General features: G+C 68.4%; 21 protein-coding genes and 3 pseudogenes. 18 read left to right on the top strand and 6 right to left on the bottom strand.

What is annotated here, in order from left to right:
* Positions 1 to 342: 342 nt before the first annotated feature.
* From IPG05_15780 to IPG05_15770, 3 genes are all read right to left on the bottom strand, one after another.
* Positions 343 to 1,662, bottom strand: a complete 1,320-nt coding sequence (locus IPG05_15780; GenBank protein MBK6496534.1) for a serine/threonine protein kinase — start codon at positions 1,660 to 1,662, stop codon at positions 343 to 345.
* Between the two features lie 198 nt (positions 1,663 to 1,860).
* Complete coding sequence (locus tag IPG05_15775; protein ID MBK6496533.1) at positions 1,861 to 2,235, bottom strand: PIN domain-containing protein; 375 nt, start codon at positions 2,233 to 2,235, stop codon at positions 1,861 to 1,863.
* Complete coding sequence (locus tag IPG05_15770) at positions 2,235 to 2,522, bottom strand: type II toxin-antitoxin system prevent-host-death family antitoxin (protein ID MBK6496532.1); 288 nt, start codon at positions 2,520 to 2,522, stop codon at positions 2,235 to 2,237. Before IPG05_15770 ends, IPG05_15775 begins: the two co-directional genes overlap by 1 nt.
* A gap of 212 nt (positions 2,523 to 2,734) precedes the next feature.
* Between IPG05_15770 and IPG05_15765 the strand changes: the two genes are divergently transcribed.
* The 3 genes from IPG05_15765 to IPG05_15755 are packed head-to-tail and all read left to right on the top strand — an operon-like array spanning position 2,735 to position 5,234.
* Positions 2,735 to 4,051: a PD40 domain-containing protein gene (locus tag IPG05_15765; GenBank protein ID MBK6496531.1), complete on the top strand. Its 1,317-nt coding sequence runs from the start codon at positions 2,735 to 2,737 to the stop codon at positions 4,049 to 4,051.
* Positions 4,015 to 4,779, top strand: a complete 765-nt coding sequence (locus IPG05_15760; GenBank protein ID MBK6496530.1) for a M20/M25/M40 family metallo-hydrolase — start codon at positions 4,015 to 4,017, stop codon at positions 4,777 to 4,779. Before IPG05_15765 ends, IPG05_15760 begins: the two co-directional genes overlap by 37 nt.
* A complete protein-coding gene (locus IPG05_15755; GenBank protein MBK6496529.1) occupies positions 4,776 to 5,234 on the top strand; it encodes a fibronectin type III domain-containing protein in 459 nt (152 codons plus the stop codon). The genes IPG05_15760 and IPG05_15755 overlap by 4 nt, the downstream gene beginning before the upstream one ends.
* Positions 5,235 to 5,393: 159 nt before the next feature.
* Here the strand turns inward: IPG05_15755 and IPG05_15750 are convergent, their stop codons facing one another.
* Positions 5,394 to 6,089 (bottom strand): hypothetical protein, encoded by a 696-nt coding sequence (locus IPG05_15750; GenBank protein MBK6496528.1) that lies wholly within the window; start codon positions 6,087 to 6,089, stop codon positions 5,394 to 5,396.
* 188 nt (positions 6,090 to 6,277) lie between these two features.
* Complete coding sequence (locus tag IPG05_15745) at positions 6,278 to 6,715, bottom strand: hypothetical protein (protein ID MBK6496527.1); 438 nt, start codon at positions 6,713 to 6,715, stop codon at positions 6,278 to 6,280.
* Positions 6,716 to 6,899: 184 nt separating this feature from the next.
* On the opposite strand from IPG05_15745, the gene IPG05_15740 reads away from it, so the two are divergent.
* The 12 genes and pseudogenes from IPG05_15740 to IPG05_15685 all read left to right on the top strand — a co-directional run bounded on the left by IPG05_15740 (position 6,900) and on the right by IPG05_15685 (position 15,296).
* Entirely contained in the window at positions 6,900 to 9,746 is a 2,847-nt protein-coding gene (locus IPG05_15740; GenBank protein ID MBK6496526.1) for an efflux RND transporter permease subunit, read from the top strand.
* A 52-nt stretch (positions 9,747 to 9,798) separates the two neighbouring features.
* Positions 9,799 to 9,975: pseudogene (locus tag IPG05_15735) on the top strand (efflux RND transporter permease subunit).
* An 88-nt stretch (positions 9,976 to 10,063) separates the two neighbouring features.
* A complete protein-coding gene (locus IPG05_15730; GenBank protein MBK6496525.1) occupies positions 10,064 to 10,480 on the top strand; it encodes a TolC family protein in 417 nt (138 codons plus the stop codon).
* 273 nt (positions 10,481 to 10,753) lie between these two features.
* Positions 10,754 to 10,930 (top strand): annotated as a pseudogene (locus tag IPG05_15725) (TolC family protein).
* Between the two features lie 52 nt (positions 10,931 to 10,982).
* Positions 10,983 to 11,210: a TolC family protein gene (locus tag IPG05_15720; protein MBK6496524.1), complete on the top strand. Its 228-nt coding sequence runs from the start codon at positions 10,983 to 10,985 to the stop codon at positions 11,208 to 11,210.
* Positions 11,211 to 11,252: 42 nt separating this feature from the next.
* A complete protein-coding gene (locus IPG05_15715; protein MBK6496523.1) occupies positions 11,253 to 11,402 on the top strand; it encodes a hypothetical protein in 150 nt (49 codons plus the stop codon).
* Positions 11,403 to 11,437: 35 nt separating this feature from the next.
* Positions 11,438 to 11,998: a biotin/lipoyl-binding protein gene (locus IPG05_15710; GenBank protein ID MBK6496522.1), complete on the top strand. Its 561-nt coding sequence runs from the start codon at positions 11,438 to 11,440 to the stop codon at positions 11,996 to 11,998.
* Positions 11,911 to 12,330 carry an efflux RND transporter periplasmic adaptor subunit gene (locus IPG05_15705; protein ID MBK6496521.1) on the top strand — a complete coding sequence of 140 codons (420 nt, stop codon included), beginning with the start codon at positions 11,911 to 11,913 and terminating at the stop codon, positions 12,328 to 12,330. The genes IPG05_15710 and IPG05_15705 overlap by 88 nt, the downstream gene beginning before the upstream one ends.
* 276 nt (positions 12,331 to 12,606) lie before the next feature.
* Positions 12,607 to 12,852, top strand: a complete 246-nt coding sequence (locus IPG05_15700; protein ID MBK6496520.1) for a hypothetical protein — start codon at positions 12,607 to 12,609, stop codon at positions 12,850 to 12,852.
* 140 nt (positions 12,853 to 12,992) lie between these two features.
* Positions 12,993 to 13,208 (top strand): hypothetical protein, encoded by a 216-nt coding sequence (locus tag IPG05_15695; protein ID MBK6496519.1) that lies wholly within the window; start codon positions 12,993 to 12,995, stop codon positions 13,206 to 13,208.
* Between the two features lie 1,021 nt (positions 13,209 to 14,229).
* Positions 14,230 to 14,544 (top strand): hypothetical protein, encoded by a 315-nt coding sequence (locus IPG05_15690; protein ID MBK6496518.1) that lies wholly within the window; start codon positions 14,230 to 14,232, stop codon positions 14,542 to 14,544.
* A gap of 590 nt (positions 14,545 to 15,134) precedes the next feature.
* Positions 15,135 to 15,296 carry a hypothetical protein gene (locus tag IPG05_15685; GenBank protein ID MBK6496517.1) on the top strand — a complete coding sequence of 54 codons (162 nt, stop codon included), beginning with the start codon at positions 15,135 to 15,137 and terminating at the stop codon, positions 15,294 to 15,296.
* Positions 15,297 to 15,320: 24 nt separating this feature from the next.
* Here the strand turns inward: IPG05_15685 and IPG05_15680 are convergent, their stop codons facing one another.
* Positions 15,321 to 15,461 carry a hypothetical protein gene (locus IPG05_15680; GenBank protein MBK6496516.1) on the bottom strand — a complete coding sequence of 47 codons (141 nt, stop codon included), beginning with the start codon at positions 15,459 to 15,461 and terminating at the stop codon, positions 15,321 to 15,323.
* 351 nt (positions 15,462 to 15,812) lie between these two features.
* Between IPG05_15680 and IPG05_15675 the strand changes: the two genes are divergently transcribed.
* From IPG05_15675 to IPG05_15665, 3 genes and pseudogenes are all read left to right on the top strand, one after another.
* On the top strand, positions 15,813 to 16,097 hold the full coding sequence (locus IPG05_15675; protein ID MBK6496515.1) for a redoxin domain-containing protein: 285 nt from the start codon (positions 15,813 to 15,815) through the stop codon (positions 16,095 to 16,097).
* Positions 16,045 to 16,203: pseudogene (locus IPG05_15670) on the top strand (redoxin domain-containing protein). Before IPG05_15675 ends, IPG05_15670 begins: the two are co-directional and overlap by 53 nt.
* Before the next feature lie 116 nt (positions 16,204 to 16,319).
* The coding region (locus tag IPG05_15665) for a PD40 domain-containing protein (protein MBK6496514.1) at positions 16,320 to 16,537 on the top strand (218 nt) is incomplete at its 3' end.

Genomic DNA, 16,537 nt, shown 5'->3' with positions numbered 1-16,537 from the left:
TTGCCAGCGACAGATACACCCACGCCGCCACCCGGGCCGACCCAGATGCCCTCGAGGAGCTGCACAGGCGCCTGAGCAGCTTTCGGGAGCGGAGGGAAAAGGGTACGGCGAACACCTCACCGGTGACGCGCCCGAACACGATGTGCCCAGTGCCGGAATAGAGCGGGTTCGTCCCGACGATCCCCAAGTCCTCGATCTGGCCATCGTCGAGGGAAATCACGCCAAGATGGTCGTCCTCGAGGGATTGGCTGGTGCGTACGTTGACAAGAGCGTAGTGGCCGCCCGGCAGCACAGAGGGCCACCGGAGCCTCGGAATCCCCGCCAAGGTATTGCGGGCCGAGATCATCCGCCGACCCTCGCCATCCGGCTTCGTCTCCCAGAGCGTGTCGCCCCGCACGCCGACGATGCGATCCCCGTCGCCCCAGCTCGCGTTCGCTGCGGAATCGACCCGTTGTGCCCGCCCCCCCGTGACGGCGACGCGCATGAGCTCCCCCCCGTTCCGGAAGAGAATAGAGGCGCCCTCAGGCGAGAAGGATGGATCGACCTTCCCGCTACCCGACTCGAGCTCGGCCCCCGGTATCGGGAGAAACTCCGTCGCATCCATCCGGCGCACATAGAGCCCCTGCTTGCCGCCCTTTCCGCCACGATCACCAGCAATGTGCCATCGGGGGAGAGGGAGAGACGTCGGCCGCCTCCCGCGCGCAGCGTCACGCTGTCGGGGAGCGCGACCTCAAAGAGCGCGGGTACCGGCGCCGGCGCCTTGCGGGTGGCGAGCCAGGCCGCGCTGCCGGTGCCGAGCAGAGCCGCCCCGGTCATGACCGCGAGCAGTGCACGCGTGCGCCTCGGCATCGGCGGAGCGGCCGCGACCCGAGACTTGGTCGCACGAGTGGGGTATCCCGACGCGGCCCCGGAGTCCACGAGCGCCGCCGCAAACTCCGTCGCCGTCGCGAAGCGGTCGGCTGGCAACTTCTCCAGCGCGCGCAGCACCGCCGCCTCGATGTGCTCGGGGACGGCCTTGCGTTGCGTGGTGAGTGCGCGAGGCTCCTCGGTGATCAACCGCGCGACGATCGCCTGCACGCTGGGGCCGGTGAAGGGGGCTTCACCCACGAGCATTTCATATGTCACCGCGCCGAGCGCGTAGATGTCGCTGCGCGCGTCGATCTGCTTCTCGCCCATCGCCTGCTCGGGACTCATGTACTGCGGCGTGCCGAGCGAGAGGCCGGTCTGCGTCATCCGCGCCCCGCCGGCACTCTGCACGGCGAGCGCGATGCCGAAGTCGGCGACGAGCGCGTGGCCGCCCTGGAGCAGGATGTTCTCGGGCTTGATGTCGCGGTGGATCACGCCGAGGCCGTGCGCATAGCCGAGGGCGTCGGCGACCTCACGCGCCAGGCGCACCGCCTCGGCAATCGGCAGCTGGCGCTCGCGCTCGAGCCGGGTACGCAGCGTCTCGCCAGTGACGAGCGGCATCACGTAGTAGAGCAGTCCGTCGGCTTCACCCGAATCCAGCAACGGTAGGATGTGCGGATGCTGCAGACGGGCCGTGGTGCGGATCTCGGTCAGGAAGCGCTCGCCACCGAGCGCCGCGCCCAGGTCGGGATGCAGCACCTTGATGGCGACGTCGCGGTCGTGCTTGAGATCGTGCGCCAGGTAGACGGTGGCCATGCCGCCCTGGCCAATCTCGCGCTCGAGGCGGTAACGGTCGCTCAGTGCAGCCGCGAGACGGTCGGAGACGCTCAGGGAGCCTTCCGGAAACGGGAGCCGAATTGTCGGTGGGAACGGGTGAAGTTACTGCCAGATCAGAGGTTGGGGAACCGGACAGCGAGGACAGGATGATCGATGATCGATGATCGATCATCGAAGTCAGTCATCGACCCCCAACGCCTCCGCCACCGCCCGCTGTCGATCGTCCAATGTCAAGAAGGTGAGTTCGCAGGGTCCGGTGCCAGGGGAGAGCGCCGTGGCGAGGTGCCACGCATCGGCGCCGCGGACGTAGCCCGCCTTGAAGACCCGCTCGAGTTCCTCGCTGAGGGTGCGATCCTGGAAGATCCACTGGACGAGCTCGAGCTCCGCGAGGTTGGCTGCGACCTGCTCGCGACGCAGGGCGCTGCGCCATTCCGCCTCGAGTAGGGGCGAGGCGTACAACTCGAAGCTGGTCAGGGCGTCTCGAAATCGCTCCGCGCCAGGCTGGCTGAATCGGATCGCGACGACGACAGAGGTGTCCAGGTAGGCCAACATCAGTCGCGATCGTCCAGGAAGCGCTGCAGCGCACCCTCGCGATACTCCCCGATCGGGAAGGCCCGGGGGTCGTCGGGCGTCGTCCGCGCCGGCGTGATCAACCCCTTGGCGCGCAGTTCCGCGACCCGTGCCGCCAGCGTCGTCGCCTTCGGTTTCGGTTCGATCGGCCGCAGCTCGGCGACCGGCTGCCCATGGACCGTGATAACAAAGCTCCGCCCCTCGCGGACCTGGCGGACCAGCGCCGAGAGCTTCGCCTTGGCGTCGTAGATGGAATATTCTTCGGCCATGGGGTATAATCTGGTCAGACTAGTCAGACTAGTCAATGTTACGAGATTCTGCGTAAGTCATTTCTGGGGCGTAGATTGAATCCATTCGCCCGTAACCTGTAACCTGTGACCTGTAACCAACTGCCGGTCGCTGGCCGCTGGCCACAGCTGGTCAGGTCACTGGTCACTGGTTACAGGTCACAGCTCACCGTTCACAGCCACCCGAGCTCCCCATGCGCCTCCTCCCAGCCCTGCTCCTTCTCACTGCCCCCCTCTCGGCCCAAAGCGGAGGCATCGTCCCGCCCGGCATGCTCTGGGAGAAGGGGTTCCGCGCCTGGGATGCGGGCCGGTACATCGAGGCAACGGACGCGCTTCGTTCGTTGCTGGTGCCTGGCGCCGCAAGGCCGTGGATCGATTCCGTCGCCGTCCTGACCGGCGAGCGCTTCGAGACGGTGGAACTGACCCCCGACGGCGGGAGGCCGATCTGGTCCGCCGACGGTCAGACGATCGCCTACGAGAGTGGACTCCCCGCCGTACGCGTCACCCGGGTAGTGCGCCGGAGCGCTCCCACGAAAGTCCTCCTCGAGGCGGTGGGGAGCGGCGCCGCGCTCTCGCCAACCGGAGCGCTGGTGGCGTGGATCGCGCCCACCACGTTGAATCGCGTCCCCCTGGGCATCAAGGAGGTCGCCACCGGACGCGAGCTGCCGATTACCGGCCTGGGCGAGTGGCTGCCGACCGGCGCCACCTTCGGCACCGATGACGCGACGCTCTTCGTGGTGGTCTCCCGCGCCTCGGACGGGACGCGCAACGACATCCTCCGCCTGACGCGCACCGGCGACAGCTTCGCGGTGCAAGGCATCGTCGCACCGACGGCAGGCTTCAAGGGCGTGCCCGTGGCGCTCCCCGGCGGGCGGTTCCTGGCGTACCCTGTCCCGAGCGGCAATCCGGTGCGCCTCCCCGTCGGCCTCGCCGGACTCCGCGCCGCCGCACTCTTCGCGATCGTCGACCTGCAGGCCAACACGGTGCGACGGATCGAGGGCCGCGCGGCGACCATCTCGGCCGACGGCTCGATGATCGCGTGGGTCGAGGGGCGACTCGTCGTGCAGGGTGACATCGCCACCGAGGAGAACCGGCTGATGGCCGCACCGGTCGCCGGCGGCGGCGCCATGACGCTCTACAAGGGCATTCGTCGGATCGACGCGCCGGCGCTCTCTCCCGACGGCAGCCGGATCGCGTTCCAGATGATGCCGGTGCAGGACTATGAGCTCTACACCCTCGACATTTCGCCAACCGCCTCCGCCACGCCGACGCGCATCACCCGCGAGATCCAGCACGACGTCCTCCCGCAGTGGCTCAGCCCGACGACCGTGATGGCCGTCAGGGGAGCCGAGGCATCGCCGCTCCTATCTCTACGACACCGAGACGGGGGCGCGCACGCGGCTCTTCCACAACAACACCGTGCGCACCATCGCCCCCCGAGTACGAGTGGCTGCCGACGCCTGATGGCTCGGCGGTGCTCACCGTGGCCGAGCGCGATGGCAACACCGTGAGCGTGGAACGCGGCCTCTACCTGACCGAGTTGAAGCGGCCCGTGACGCGGGAGGCGGTGATCGCGCGGCTCGACGCCGACCGTGCCGGCGAGGTGTCGCTGCGTGACCGCGGCATCACCTCGTTTGCGCCGATTGCGGCCAAGGTCCGCGCCGTGACGACGCAGGTCGATGTGGGCCGTGTGTACGGCTACGAGAAGGCGCTCTTCGACTTCGACTCGAAGCACATCTCGCAGCCTGGCAACGCCAAGGCGATCGACTACCTCCTCGCGACCTACAAGAGCTTCGGCTACGACGCCCAGCCGCAGTGGTTCTCGCCGCAGGGCGCGTTGGGTGGGAAGACGGCGAACGTCCTCGCAGTGCTCAAGGGGACGGAGAATCCGGAACTGGTGTACGTGGTGAGTTCGCACTTCGACTCGCGCGCCGAGGGGCCGGGCGCAGACGACAACACCTCGGGAACGGCGGCGCTGCTCGAGGCGGCGCGTGTCATGGCCAGGCATCCGCAGCCGGCGACGATCGTCTTCGCCTCCTTCACCGGCGAGGAGTCGGGATTGCTCGGGTCGCGCGAGTACGTGCGCCGCGCGGTGGCCGACTCGGTCAAGCTCGTCGGTGCGCTCAACAACGACATGCTCGGCTGGGCCAACGACCATCACCTCGACAACACCATCCGTTACTCCAACCCCGGCATCCGCGACATCCAGCACGCCGCCGCGGCGCGTTCTCGTCGATGATCACCTACGACGCGCTCTACTACAAGAGCACGGATGCGGCCGCGTACTACGAGGCCTACGGTGACATCGTCGGCGGCATCGGCTCCTATCCGGTCCTCGGCAATCCGCATTATCACATGCCGCACGACATCCTCGAGGTCGAGAACCATCAGCTGATCGCGGAAGCAAGCAAGACGACGGTGGCAACGCTGATGCTGCTGGCGTCGAGCCCATCGCGCCTCAAGAACCTCGCGGTCGCGAACGGTGTGGCGACGTGGACCAGGAGCCCCGAGAAGGGTGTCACCGGCTACGTGGTGACGTGGGGCCCGGCCGATGCGCCAGAGAAGAACCGCCTCCGCGTGACGACGCCGACGGCGCGGATTCCCGGCCTGAGCGCCGGGATGGTGGTGCAGGTGAAGGCGGTGAATGCGCGGGGATTGATGGGGTGGGATTGGGCGCGCTTCACTGTGAAATAGGCGTAGCACAAGGCTTGTCATCCTGAGCGAAGCAGCCGGAACGGCTGCGAAGTCGAAGGACCTCTATCCCGCGCACCGGGAAGAGGTCCTTCGACTTCACCCGCTTCGCGGGCTTCGCTCAGGATGACAACGTGCTGCCATCCCCTCACACATCACCCTTCAATAGTTGTTCGGATACAGGAAGTAGCTGATCGACGTCCCATCCTCCATCTGCGCCTCGACCCAGACCAGGCCAAAGCGGTGATTGGCGTGGTAGACAAACTTGCGCACGCCGGCGAGGTGGGAGTCTTGCTCCACCTTGATCGTCTTGATCATGAACAGGCCGTAGGCGAAGTCATCCGTCGTCGACACCTTCGTCACGGTCCGGGTGATGGTGCTTCCGTCGCTGAGCGTGGTGCGATAGGTGTCGCCCACCTTCGCGTCGTAGCGCACCAGCGTTTGCTGTTTCTTGTCGGCGTTGAAGAAGTCCTGGATCCCCTCCGAGGTGATCCGGAGCTTGATGTCGGTGCTGATCGCGCCGCCCGAGAGGAAGCCGGCGACCCAGCCCCCGACGCCGGCCAGCGAGCCGGCCATGGCATTGACCTTGGTCTGCAACGCCGGGGCGTTGGAGAGGTCAGCGGTCAGGTGGAGCGTGGTCAGGCCGTTGTTGTTGGCGGTGACGGTCAGCGAGCTGCCGACGTTGTAGTAGGTCCCGTTGAGGTTGATTGAACCGGTCGGGATGGCGTTGCCGACGGCGCTGATGGCGAGATCGGTGTCGCCGCCGATCGGTTCCGAGCCGGTGGGGCTGTCCTTGCCGCACGCGACAAACAACCCGCCGACGACGGCGAGCGCGAGAAGTCGAGTTCTGGTCCACATAGCGCCTCCAAGAGAAGAGGAGGAGTTGGGGGTGTCCTCCCAGCGGTGCGCTGAATCGAAGTTATGGGTCGCGGGGTGCGGGAACCAGATGGCGGCGCGGTCGGGATTCGCCGCGTTGCCGAGGCCGCGTGGTTCCTGCTATTCTTGGCGTCGGATCAGGCGTGGGTGTCGTCGCCCGCCAGAACGTTTCAAGGAGAAACTTCGTGCTCTATTATGTCGGAATGGTCCTGGCCGGGCTCGGCGCCGGGGTGTTGATCAGCGCGCTGACCTACGTGACCGTCATGCTCGGTCTCGTCATCACGTCGATGTTCGCCTTCACGGCCGGCCCGATTCTGGACAAGGTCCTCAGGACTGACCGGCGGATCGCCCTCCTCCTTGGCATCACGCTCTGGCGTGGCCGCGGTGCGGATGGCGCCTTCCAGGTTGATCCTCACGCCGGCGAGCAGCTCCCGCAGCCCGCGCACCTTGACCTGCAGCCCCCCCGCGCGGCGCAGCATCATCCCCATGTAACCGAAGCCGTCGCCGATCGGGGTCAGGTTCAGGGAACCGGCCTGGGCCTTGAGTTCGTCGCACATCCGGCCGAGGCCGCGCACCTGGCTTTCGTCGGCCTGCATGGTGCTGATCATCTCGATGATCCGAGTGGCCTTCTCGATCTTCGGGGGAGCGATTCGAGCCAGGCCAGTTGGGCTTGCTGACGTGCGGTGAGCTTGGCACCCATCACGAACTCCTGCGGGTTGAACCTCGGGGTCCTGCAATCCGTAGTCTCGGCGGGCACCGCGCCCACCGACCCCGTCAAGATAGAGCATCGCGATGAAGATTTCGGACGTATCGATCTCCCGACCCGTACTGGCCACGATGGGCTCCCTCGCCCTCGTGCTCTTCGGCGTGCTCGGCTACCTGCGCCTGCCGGTGCGCGAACTCCCCGACATCGATCCGCCGATTGTCTCGGTCGAGACCTCGTTGCGGGGTGCCAATCCGCGGGTGATGGAGTCGTCGGTGACGGACGTGCTCGAGGAAGAGCTGAGCACCGCCGAGGGGATCCGGACGCTGACCTCGTCGAGCAACGAGCAGCGCAGCAGCGTGCGGCTGGAGTTCGGCCTCTCGCGGGATGTCGAATCGGCGGCGCAGGACGTCCGCGACCTGGTGAGTCGGGTGCGCGGCCGGCTGCCCGAGGACGTGGACGAGCCGGTGGTCGCCAAGCAGGATGCCGACGCGCGCCCGTTCTACTATCTGGCGCTCACGTCGACCACGCTCGACCTCCTCCAGCTCAACGACGTCGCCGACCGGATCGTGAAGCAGCGCCTGCAGACCATTCCTGGCGTGGCGCGCGCGCAGATCCAGGGCGAGCGCCGCTACGCGATGAAGATCTGGCTGGACCAGAACGCGCTCACGGCGCGGTCGCTCACGGTGCAGGATGTCGCGGCGGCGATTCGCGCCCGCAACGTCGAGGTGCCGGCGGGCCGGATCGAGTCGTCGCAGCGCGAGTTCACGGTGCGCTCGCTGGGCGAGTTGCGCACGCCGAATGAATTTGCCGACCTCGTGGTCTCGAGCCAGGGCGGCGTCCTCACCAAGTTGCGCGACGTCGGCCGGGTCGAGCTCGGCCCGGCGAACGACCGCTCCGCCCTCCGCTTCGATCAGATGCCCGGCATCGGCCTCGGCGTGATCCGCCAGTCGAAGGCCAATGTCATCGAGGTCTCCAAGGCGATCCAGGCGGCGCTGCCCTCGATCCAGGCCGCACTGCCGCCCGGCGTGAAGCTGGTGCAGGCATTCGACCAGTCGGTCTTCGTCGAACGCTCGATCCGCGACGCCCAGCGCACGCTGATCGAGGCGGCGCTGCTGGTCGTGGTCATCATCTTCCTCTTCCTGCGCAACCTGCGGGCGACGATCATCCCCGCCTTCGCCATTCCGGCCTCGATCATCGCGACCTTCGCGGTGATGTCGGCGCTCGGATTCTCGATCAACAACTTCACGCTGTTGGCGCTGACGATCGCGATCGGCATCGTCGTCGACGACGCGATCATCGTGCTCGAGAACGCCTATCGCCACCAGGAAGAGCTTGGCAAGTCGCCCGAGCAGGCCGCACGCGACGGCACCCGCGAGATCGGCTTCGCCGTCGTGGCGACGACGGCCTCGCTCATGGCGGTCTTCGTCCCGCTCGCCTTCCTCAAGGGCAATACCGGCAAGCTCTTCAACGAATTCGGCATCGCGGTGGCCGGCTCGGTCTTCATCTCCGGCTTCGTGGCGTTGACGCTGACGCCGATGCTCTGCGCCAAGCTGCTCAAGGTCCCGCCCAGTCACGGACGGATGTACCAGCTGCTGGAGCGCGGCTTCGACGGACTCGCGACCGGCTATGCCCGGGTCCTGCGCCGCTCCTTGCACCATCCCCTCACGGTGGTGGTGGGCATGCTGGCCCTGGTGGTCGGCGCGGCGCTGGTGTTCCAGACGCTCAAGCGCGAGTTCATCCCGGCCGATGACCGTGGCGTGATCAACATCAACATCGTCGGCCCCGAAGGCGCGACGCTGCAGTACACCGACGGCTACCAGAAGCAGGTCGAGGCGATCCTCGCCAAGGTGCCGGAGGTCAACTCCGTCTTCTCAGTGATCGGTCGTGGCGGCTCGCCCAATGGCGGTTTCGTCGTTGCGCGGCTCAAGTACTGGGAGGACCGCGAGCGCAACATCGAGGATATCATCGCCGAGCTGCGGCCGAAGTTCGCGGCGATCGCCGGCGTGCAGATCTTCGCCTCCAACCCGTCGGCGATCGGCGGATTCGGGTCGCCGGTGCAGTTCATCGTGCGCCACCCCGACTATGACTCGTTGCTGGTCGCCAACGAGCGACTGATCGCGGCGGCGCGCAAGATTCCCGGCCTGGTCAACGTCGATACCGACCTGAAGAACAACAAGCCGGAACTGACCATCGCCTACGATCGCGACCGCGCCGACGACCTCGGCGTGCCGATCGGCGATGTCGCCACGACGCTGCAGTCGATGCTCGGCGGCACCCGCGTCTCGACCTTCACGCGCGACTCGCGCATCTATGACGTCTTCCTGCAGCTTGATGCCGCCCACCGCGCCACGCCGCAGGACATGGACCAGCTCTTCGTGCGCGGGCGCAACGGGCAGCTGGTGCGCGTGGATGCGCTGGCGTCGATCACCGAGACCACCGGACCGCGCGGGATCGCCCACTACGAGCGGGTGCGCGCCTTCACTCTCTCCGCCTCGCTGGCGCCGAGCCTCGCCCTCGGCGACGCGATCGATTCGCTCACCGCGATCGCCACGGCGCAGCTCCCGGCCAACACCACGATTGCCCTCGGCGGTGACGCCCGGGAGCTGAGCGAGAGCGGCAACGAGCTGCTGCTCGCCTTCGGCCTCGCGATCCTGGTGGTGTTCATGGTGCTGGCCTCGCAGTTCGAGTCGGTGGTGCATCCGTTCACCGTGCTCATGGCGGTGCCGCTGGCGGTGATCGGCGCGATCTTCACGCTCAAGCTGGCCGGGGCCACCATCAGCCTCTACTCGCGGATCGGGATGATCCTGCTGGTCGGGTTGGTAACCAAGAACTCGATCCTGCTGGTGGACTACGCCAACCAGCTCCGCGCCAAGGGATGGAGGTCGTGGACGCGATGCTCGAGGCGGGACGGATCCGGTTGCGGCCGATCCTGATGACCTCGGTGGCGACGATCGTGGGCGCGATCCCGATCGCGCTCGGCTCCGCGCCGGTGCCACCGCGCGCCGTCCGCTCGGCTACGCCATCGTCGGCGGGATCGCCTTCTCCACCGTACTGACGCTCTTCGTGGTGCCGGTCGTCTGGATGCTGGCCGAGCGGGGGCTGGCGCGTCGACGCGCCGCTCGGGAAGCGACGGCCGAGTTCGCGACGGTGGAGGCTCCGTGATCGCCGCCCTCCATCTGCTCGCCACGCTGACGATGGCGCCGGTCGACACCCTGCCGGTGGTCACGCTGCGCGACGCTGCGGGGAAGCGGTGCGTCTCGATCCGCTGTGGGTGCAGTCGGCCGGATTGGTCGACAACGCCGAGTGGGCGCGAAAGGCGGCGCTGCTGGTGTGCGTGCTGCCGACGATCAACGCCACGGCCGACTACTCCGAGCTCTCGACGCAGCAGTTCAACATCGGCACCGGCCGCGCGGCGAACGCCACGGGCCGCGCCTCGATCGACGCGCGGTACGAGCTGTTCACCGGTGGGCGCAAGCTCTTCGGGGCACGGCAGGCGAGTGCCGACCTCGAGACGGCGCGGGCTGGCGAGCTCGCGCAACGCTACGAGACGGCGCTCAACGTGGAGCGTGACTACTACGACGTCCTCGGCGCGCGTGAACTGCTCGATGTGGCGCGCGACCGGGCCACTCGCGCGGCCGAACAGTTCGGCACCGCGCGCCCCGCGTGACGAGCGGCGCGACGGTGCCGTCGGATTCGCTGCAGGTGCTGCTGGAACAGCAGCGCGCGAAGGCCGAGGTGTTGCGGCGTGAGGCGGCGCTGACCGTGGCGCGGCTGCAGCTGGGGCGGCGAATCGGCCGGGCGGTGCCGGTCGATGCGGCGCCGATCGATTCCACCACCCCCGCCGCGCTCTCGATCACGCTCGACGAGGCGGTGACGCGGGCGGTGGAGCAGGGGCCGGCGTGGCGCGAGGCGCGCTCGGCCGAAGTCGAGCGAGGCGCAGATCCGTGTGCGGCAGGCGGGTTACCTGCCGTCGGTCACGCTGACGGCGTCGCTCGGCAAGTTCGACGACAAGTTCTTCCCGACCCTGACCAATCGGCGCAGCATCGGCTTCTCGATCGCGTTGCCGATCTGGGATGGCGGCCAGCGCGAGCTCGCCATCCAGCGGCTCAAGACCAACCGCACCGTGGCCCGCCATCCGCGGGGACCTCGAGCGCTCGGCGCGGCGCGACGTGACCGAGGCCTACACCGGCTACGACGTCTCGCGGCGGGCGCTCGACCTGGCCCACGCCGGGGTCGGGGTCGCCGCCGAAATTCTCCGTGTGCAGAACGCCCGCTATCGCGCCGGTGCCGCCACGGTGCTCGAACTGCTCGACGCGCAGGCGCAGCTGGTGCAGGCGCAGGCCGACCTGGTCAGGCGCGTTACGCGGTCCGCCTGGCGCGCGCCTCGCTCGAGGTGATCCTCGAGCGGCGATTGACCCCAGATTCTGAACGGGCACCCCGTGAGCCGTCGTCCCCTGATTGGATATGCCCTGCTGCTCCTCGTCGCGTGCGGCGGCGCCGCACCGAAGGACGCCAAGGGCGGCGGCGGTGGCCGGGGTGGCGCGCAGGTGCTGCCGGTCGAGGTGGTGCCGCCTTCACCGACACGGTGATCGATGCGATCATCGCCACCGGCCAGGTCGAGGCGATGCAGCGCATCGAGCTCCGTCCCGATATCGAAGGCCGAGTGGTCGACATCCTCGCCCGCGAGGGCACCACCGTTGGCGTCGGCACGCCGCTCCTCAAGATCGACGATGCCGAGCTCAAGGCGCAGGTGGCCCGTGCCACCGCCGATCGCGATCTCGCGAGGCAGGCGCTCGAGCGGACCCGGTTGCTCCTGGCGGAGAAGGCGGCGGCGCCGGCAGCCGACCTGGAGCGCGCGCCGAGGCGTCGTCGCGCGCGGCCACGGCATTTCTCGGCCTGCTGGCGCTGCGGCTCGGGCGGAGGGTGGTGCATGCTCCGTTCGCCGGCGTGGTCGGGCAGGGGCTGGTCCCGATGGGCGACTTCGTCAACAGCCAATCGCGGCTGCTCACGCTGCAGACCGTCTCGCCGGCGCGGATCAACTTTGCCGTGCCGGGCGCTACGCCGCCGAGTTGAAGATGGGCGGAGGTCACCTTCCGGGTGGCGTCGTTGCCGGGCAAGACGTTCACCGCGCGCGTCGATTTCGTCGATCCGGTCGTCACGTTGCCGGGGCGCACGATCACCGTGAAGGCGATCACCGCGAATAGCGGCGGCACGCTGCAGCCGGGGATGTTCCTCGAGGCCCGGCTGGCGACCGCGATGCGCGCCAACGCCGTGGTGGTCCCCGAGGAATCGATCGTGCCGACGGCCGGGGCCACCTACATCTGGGTGCAGCAGGACAGCACGGTCACGCGTCGCGAAGTCGAACTCGGCGTGCGCTCCCCCGGCTTCGTCGAGATTCGCCGCGGGATCGAAGTCGGCGACCGTGTCGTCGTGGGCGGGCTCGAGCGGCTGGTCGAAGGGGTGACCGTCAAGGCCACCACCGTCGAGCGGCGGCCGAAGGGCGCGCGCGAAGGGTGACATTCCGCGCGGCGGCCGCTGCCTGCTGGCTGGTGCCGACCGTGCTCGGCGCGCAGGAGCCTGCCACGCGCTGGGCGGTGCAACTGCGCACCGCCGCCGGCGTGAGTTCGCCGACCTGCGGCTGGATGGTGCGCGCGCAGTCGGATTCTGCTCGAATCGCACGACTCGCTCTTCTTCCCGCTCACCAAGCTGCAGCGCACCGGCAATCATCTCTCCTTCGCCGTCGGCGCGCTCGGTCTGCGCGCCGAGCTCGATGTCGATGGCGATGGTGCAGCGATGTCGGGCCGCCTCCGCTACCCCGATGGCGGCGGCGCGCCTCCGGGAGGGCGAGCTGATCCGACCGGGACAGCGCGCTGGCCGGTGCGACCGCGCGTGCGGGTGCGTCAGCTCGCCGTCGGCACCGGCGCCAACGCCACGGTGATCCCCGCTGCGTGGGTCGCCGCGCTCCCGGACTCGATGACACTCGAGCGAGTATGCCGAGTTGATGCGACGGACCGGCCTTCCGGTGGTGCGCGATCGTGAGCGGGCCGACCGTTCCCGCGCGATGGCACTCGGTGCCGACGAGGCGACGCGAGCGAGCGTGCGGCGGACCCTCGCGGCGATCGCGGCAAGCCCCGCCGCCGACAGCACCTTCCGTCGGCTCTTCGTCGGCCCCGCCGGAAGTGATCATCGACCTGCACGGGCGCGCCGAGGCGCTGGCAATGGCGCGCAGTCGAGGAGGCTACCAGCAGGACGCGGCCGCGCGCGGATTGCGCCGCCTCGGCGTGCTCGACGCAAACACCGCGAACGACGTGGGCCGGATGCGCGCCGCCGCTGGCGTCCTGGCCCGCCTGGTTTCGCCACGACAGCACGATGGCCCGCGCGATGGCGGCGCTTGACGCCAAGCGACCCCGAGGGCTCGTCGCGAGCTCAACCTGCTCTTCAGTGCTACCTCGACGCAGTGCCATGGTGGCGCGCGAGGCAGTGCAATGGCTGCTCGATCACCCGTGGATCGGCACTCCCCAGTGGCCCCGCGCCCCCGCCCGTTGATGGCCAAGGTCTGGGGCCGATGCGTCGCTCGTCCCACGGTGCTGCTCCCGGAGCCACTCGGTGGCTTCGCAGCGATACTCGTCAACGGCGATCTTTGGCCCGGACCTGGTCGAGCCGGCGAATGCCTCGGCCCGTGCGTGGCTGCCGGCGGGAGCGCGTCGAGGCGCTCACGGCATGGTCGCCCTGACGCCTGGTCCGACACGCTCTCACCTTGTCGGCGGCGGGCGGCGACATCGCCCTCCTCCGCCGTCCCGCGTGCCGGGCCTGCGGACGCTGCTCGCGACGGCCGACGGGGTTCGGATCGACCCGGGCATCATGCCGCTGCTGGCGGTGGCAACCGTGATCCACGAGTGGCACCACATCCTCGCGGCCGCGACCCGGCTCGAAGGCCGGGTGTCTCACGGACCGACCGGTCGACCGTCGTCCGCCTGCTCGAGGACGATCCCTGGCGGTGGCGGAGGGATTCGCCGAATGGGCCACCGAGGACGCTCCGTCCGCCGCAGCGTCGACGCCGCTCCTGCTGCTGCTCGACGCCGAGAAGCGGATGGCGCTGTGGGGCGGCATGAGCGAGATCCCCACGCGCTCAGGTACCGGACTGGTCCGGCGGCTGCGGCGCTGCCCTTCCGGTGGCGGCTCGACGGAGTACCTTCGTCACGCGACTGCACGATCCGGCCGCCGTCGCCCGACTCGCTAACTTCCCCGCCGGCGCGCGCGGTGCGCCGTTGCTGCTGCGACGGCCGGTGACGGCCGCGGTGGTACCTGAAATCACCCTGACATGGGATGCCGGCGTGGCCGATGCCGTGGCTCGTCGACTCCGCACCTCCCTACCCTCCGGAGCACTGATGGCTCGCCCGCTTTCACGGCTCGCTGGTGTCGCCCTTCTGGCCGCCGCGCCCGCTCGCTGCGCAGCAGGCTGTTCCCGAGCGCACCGCCGAGGCGGACGTCGGAGGTCACGCCGAGGTGCTGGCCTTCCTCGACTCGCTGGCCAACCACGGCGCCGCGATCAGCGTCGGGACGCTGGGCGGGTCGCCGCAGGGTCGCCGGATTCCGTACGTCGTCGCGGCACGCCCGATGGTGGCCGACCCGGCCGAGGCCAAGCGCAGTGGCAAGCCGGTCTTACATCCCGGGGCAACATCCACGCGGGTGAAGTCGAGGGAAGGAAGCGGTGCAGCGGTTGCTGCGTGACATGACCCTGGGGCCGCTCACAAGCTGCTCGACGGCGTGATCGTGGTCAGGTGCCGATCTACAACCCAGCGATGCTTAACAGCGCCTTCGGTCGGGGATCTCACTGACCGCGGAGGCAGAACAGCCCCGCGATCGTCAGCCTGCGCGCCAACGGGCGGGGCTCGACCTCAACCGCGACTACGTCAAGCGCAGGGAAGCACCGGAGACGCGCGGTTCGCTGGCGCTGAAGGTAATGACGTGGGATCCGAGATGTCTGGATGGACCTTACCACACCACCAACGGCTCGTACCACGGCACGCCTGACGTGGGCGCCGGGCTCAATCCGAATCAGACACCGGCCAACATCTGGTTGCAGGACAAGGCGCACCCGAGATTCGCAAGCGGATGCGGGACCGCCCTGAGATTCGAAGACCTTCCCCTACGGCAACTTCCGCAACCCAGCATCGACTCGCTGGTGCTCGGCTGGAACACCTATGAGTCCTACGCTGCTTCCGGCGCCAACCTGATGGGGATGTCGCGGATCTCCGATCCTCTCCGAGGCGTACAGCAACGACCCGCTACTGAAGCGGATCGTTGCCACCTACGCGTTCATGATCGAGTCGCTGCGTTACCCGCCAGCCGAGAAGCAGGCCGACCTGCGCCGGGTGATGGCGGCGACGATTGCCGCGCGTCCGGACTCCGTCGCGAGTGCGCAGCACCTTCGCGCCGCCGCGCATGGACACCGTCATTGCCGAGCTCACCAGGCGGGGTGAGGGGAACAGCGGCTTCTCGCGGCGTCAGCGCACCGGCGAGATGAAGAAGGTCTTCATGCCGGTGGTCGATCGCTTCGTCGCCACCCGTCGCGAGGCGATTCCAGCGGCGTACGTGCTCGACGCGCAGTGGACCGAGGTCGTGGCGCTGCTCCGTCGACGGGGCATCGTGGTCGCCGCTCCCGTAACCGTGGGTCGGCCAGAATGCGCCATTCGGATCGACTCGGCCGTGGTCGCCGCTCGCCCCTTCCGAGGGGCATCGGGCCATGAAGGTCGACGGCAAGTGGGTCGCCCCGGCGGCAGATTCCCTCCGGCCGGCAGCTACATCATCCCGACCAACCAGCGCTTCGGCATGCTGGCGGCCTTCCTGCTCGAGCCCACGTCCGGAGGACAACTGCACCACGGAACTCCTTTGACCGCGCCGTTCGTGCCCGGGCAGGCCATCCGGTGCGCCGGTTGGCGGCCGTGCCCAGCGTGCCCCCGCGCGCTGTGGTGCCGTGTTTCTCCGCAGCATTACGGATGCTCCAACCCGGGAGACAGGGCGCCAGATTTCCCGACGCTCGACGCCGAGGGAAGCCGGTCGCCCTCTCGGCGCTGCGGGGCCAGCGGGTGGTGCTTGATTTCTACCCGAAGGACGATACCTCGGATTGCACCGAGCAGGCGTGCGGCTTCCGCGATGCACGGCGGAAGCTCCGCCGGCGAGGCACCACGGTCCTCGGCGTAAATAGCAGGACGACGATAGAGGAAGCGCATCGGAGATTCGCAGCGAAGGCACGGGTTGCCCTTTCCGCTGCTGGCCGATGATGAGCATGCCATCGCGCAGGCCTACGGCGTCTGGGTCGAAGAAGTCGATGTATGGCAGAAATATTTCGGGATCCCTTTTTCCACGTTCGTGATCAGCGCCGAAGGGCGTCATCACCCACGTGTTCGAGAAGGTGGGGGTGACCGGGCATGCCCAGGCGAGTCTTGGCAGCGCTTGATGACTGACTGCTGTTTTCACGCTACGAGGTTTCCATTCATGCCCCATTGTCAGCCACTGCTGCCCTCGTCCTCGCCAAAGCTGCGCCACGCGGACGGCCAGCGCAGGCCCGGCAGTTCGGCCTCGACGACCTTCTTCGCGCCCAGGCAGAGCGGCACTTCGGCCGCCTGCGCCAGCTCACCTTTGGCGGCAACAACGCCGAGGCGTATTTCTCGAGCGACGGCAAGTGGCTCACCTTCCAGAAGCAGAAGAAGGTGACCGAGGG

Source organism: Gemmatimonadota bacterium (genome assembly GCA_016704275.1).
Classification (GTDB): Bacteria; Gemmatimonadota; Gemmatimonadetes; order Gemmatimonadales; family GWC2-71-9; genus Palsa-1233.
This window is presented reverse-complemented; position numbering and strand designations above follow the sequence as displayed.